The following is a 3139-nucleotide window of genomic DNA, read 5'->3' as shown; positions in this document are numbered from 1 at the left end:
CCGGGGCGGACCGATTCGGGCCTGATCCAATCCCCAACAGGGCCGCCGGCAAATCCTGAACCCCAGTGGCGGAGGCGAAATCCTGGTGGCCATCGACTCGCGCCTGATCCGCGCCCAGGCGCACGCCATACCCCGCCTCGGGGGTATCGTCTGCGCGTTCAGAAGAAGCGTGTGAGACTTGGCGGTTCTGCTGCTCGTGGATAGCTTCAATAACCCGATTAACCCAGCGGGACATCTGGTCCTCGGCGACCTCCCGCCCTTTGACGGCCCGATTCAGCTCCCGTGTCAGGTATTCGTTCTGCTGGCGGAGCTGCTGTGACTGATCATCCACGCCCGATGCCTTCATCTGTTCCGCCACCCGCTCGGCGATGGCCTGAATCCGCGCATCGTCCAGATCGGTCGACGCCGCCCTGGCGGGTTCCGCATGTTCACCACGGGCCTGGGCGGTTTCTCTTTGCTGGGTGCTCGGGAATGGTTCAGTACCGGGTTCGGCCGGCTCCGTGTTCGCTCGGGGATTGATCATGTTTTCCCGGATCCACTGAATCCCGTGCATCAGCACGGGCAGGGCCAGGAAAAAGACCAGTGCGGCGACCATAATCGCTACGTGGGTATCCATTGTCGTTCCCTCGTTTTGCCTTCCTCAGCGTCCGGCGAAATGCCGGTGGCTCCGATGTCTCAATGGCACCACCGCCCACGGCAGCCGTGCGAGCCCGCTCCTGCAGACCTCCCCCTATTCTGGACAATCTGGCGCGCGTTGCAATGCCGTGGGCGGACTCAGGCAGGGCGTACAGCTTGCAATCCAGCCCCTCGACGACATGGTGGAGCGTCGGATTCTTGATCCGGCCCGAATCCGAAAATTCGTTTTCCAAAGAAATTGCGTCGCCTTCTTTTGTTGCTAAATTGGAGTCATCGAAAGGCGAGGGCGAAAGCCAATAAAGAAGCACCGACGCCTCGCTTTTGATCGAAACGAATTCAGAAGAGGTGGCGTCGCTTATGGATCGCCCCTCGAAGAAAGAATGCAAGGTGGCGGCCCCTGGCCGATTAGAACAGGGGTGGGATACGCATTCAGTGCCCGAGGTTGCATGGCCCAAAAACGTTTGCATCTGCGTGAGCGCCCTGGCCGACAACGGCCTACCTCCTGGCGATGGCACGCAGACGTCAAGCCACGCTACGGCTCCGCGCCTTCCGGGTTAGAAGGCATGTTGTACCGACCGGCGGCGTCCACTGGGCGTCGCCGGTTTTTTGTGTCGTGGTTCACAGAACCCCCCAGCCGTTGTACTATCCGTCTCGAAACTTCCACGGACAGGATTGCCATGCACCGGAATGCAATGGCGCGCGCCACCCGGCGTTTTGCGCGGACGACTCTGACGCTTGCCGCACTCTCGCTGCTCGCAAGCCCGGCGATGGGCGAACTTCTCCCCGATGATCCGGAACATGCCTCCGACTGGATGGCGCATTCGGACATCGACGATTTCGAGGGCCGTGAAGCCTTCCTCAAGTTCGGTTACGAGGTCGTCGAAACCGATGAGCTGGCGGAACGGATCGACGATTACACCCTGGTCGACGTACGCACGGAGATGGAGCATGAAGCCCTCCGGATCAAGGATTCCCACCACGCGGATCTCTATGACGAGGACTTCACCGATCAGCTGAAGGCCCTCCGAGAGCAGACCGATGACCCCATCGTGGCCTATTGCAACGGGCGCACCTGCTACAAGGCCTATAATGCCGCCATCTCCGCGCGAGAGGCGGGGATTGAGGGCGTGAAAGCCTACGACGCCGGCATTCTTGAATGGGCCATGCACGCGCCCGAGACGGTGCGCCTGATGGGTGAATCCGTGGACCAGGCGACGCTGGTAGAGCATCTGGAATCCGGTATGGACGGGCGTTCCATGGATCCGATGACCTTTGCCGAGATGGCCCAGTCCGAGCAGACCCAGGTGTTTGATATCCGGGCGGAGCATGAACGGCATACCCGTCTGTTCCCGATGAATGAGCAATACCACTCCATGGAACATATCGACCGCCTGGTGGCATCCATCCAGGAGGCCGATGCCAACGGCCGTGACGTGCTGATCTATGACGAGGCCGGCAAACAGGTCCGTTGGGTTGGTTTCGTCCTGCAGGCCGAAGGGATCGACAACTTCACTTACATGGAAGGTGGCGTCCACCGGTTCTTTCGCGACGTCGTTTCCACGGACTGACCGACCGGAACTCACTCGAATCTCGCGGCGGCCCGCGACCAACGATAGCAAGGAGGCTGTTATGCCCAAATTCCATGTTCTCTCCCGACTGGGCGCTGGTCTGATCCTGGCCGCGGCCGCAGCCCCGGCGACCGCGGTCGACATCGAAATCGGCGGCCAGGGCTGGGCCGCCTCGCCGGGCGGCGACATCCAGCACGAGGGCGACGAATGGTCCCTGGGCGGTTCGGAAGACGGCCTTGGCATGGATCGCAGCACCGCCTTTCAGGGTGAATTCGAGCTGCGCCATGGCATCCCGTTCGTTCCCAATGTCCAGGCCCGCCATTCGCGATTCTCGACCGACGGGGACGGTGAGGTGACCGCTGAACGCGAGTTCGCCGGCGAGACGTTCCAGATCGGTTCGGATGTCGCCACGGATTTCGACCTCGATATGACCGACCTGATCCTTTCCTATCGCATCCTCGATCGGATGCCGACCGTGGATCTGGATCTGGGCGTCCATGTGCGGTATTTCGACGGTAGCGTGGAAGCCGAAGGGGATTACGGCGTTCGGGGCGAATCGAGCTTTTCCGCTCCGGTCCCCATGCTTTATGCGCGCGGCACGGTGGATCTTCCGCTGACCGGTGTGTCGCTGAAAGGCGAGGGCAGTGCCATCGGCTATGACGGCCACATGCTGCGGGATCTTCGGGCAGCGGCCCGATACACCTTCGACTCGGGGGTCGGACTGGAGCTTGGTTACCGGGAATTCAGGCTGGACATCGACGACCTCGATGATGTGACCGCGGACATTCGAATGGACGGCCCTTACGCGGGGGTGCGCATGACTTTCTGATCGAACGGGCCCTCGGGATCTTCTCTCCTCCCATCCTTTCCGGGAGCTTAGCCGTGGCTTATCCGCCACGGCTTTTTTTTGCAGGGGTCAGGCCAGCATGGCGTTG

The 3139-nt window shown here is 61.4% G+C and carries 3 protein-coding genes; 2 read left to right on the top strand and 1 reads right to left on the bottom strand.

All coding sequences use genetic code 11. The features are described 5' to 3' along the window. A partial coding sequence (locus tag F573_RS14475; protein WP_038033567.1) for a periplasmic heavy metal sensor occupies positions 1–616 on the bottom strand: 616 nt, incomplete at its 3' end. Positions 617–1313: 697 nt separating this feature from the next. On the opposite strand from F573_RS14475, the gene F573_RS0113690 reads away from it, so the two are divergent. Together F573_RS0113690 and F573_RS0113685 are read left to right on the top strand one after the other, a co-directional pair. Then, entirely contained in the window at positions 1314–2204 is an 891-nt protein-coding gene (locus F573_RS0113690; RefSeq protein WP_196801808.1) for a rhodanese-like domain-containing protein, read from the top strand. Further along, positions 2161–3033, top strand: coding sequence for a TIGR04219 family outer membrane beta-barrel protein (locus F573_RS0113685; RefSeq protein ID WP_196801807.1), 873 nt, complete (start codon positions 2161–2163; stop codon positions 3031–3033). Before F573_RS0113690 ends, F573_RS0113685 begins: the two co-directional genes overlap by 44 nt. Positions 3034–3139: the final 106 nt, after the last annotated feature.

Origin of the sequence: Thioalkalivibrio sp. ALE23, from assembly GCF_000378545.1 — a bacterium.
Classification (GTDB): Bacteria; Pseudomonadota; Gammaproteobacteria; order Ectothiorhodospirales; family Ectothiorhodospiraceae; genus Thioalkalivibrio.
This window is presented reverse-complemented; position numbering and strand designations above follow the sequence as displayed.

Bases quoted from the DNA above. Each gene is read 5' to 3' on its own strand.
- F573_RS0113690 (WP_196801808.1), top strand. From the start codon at position 1,314: ATGCACCGGAATGCAATGGCGCGCGCCACCCGGCGTTTTGCGCGGACG.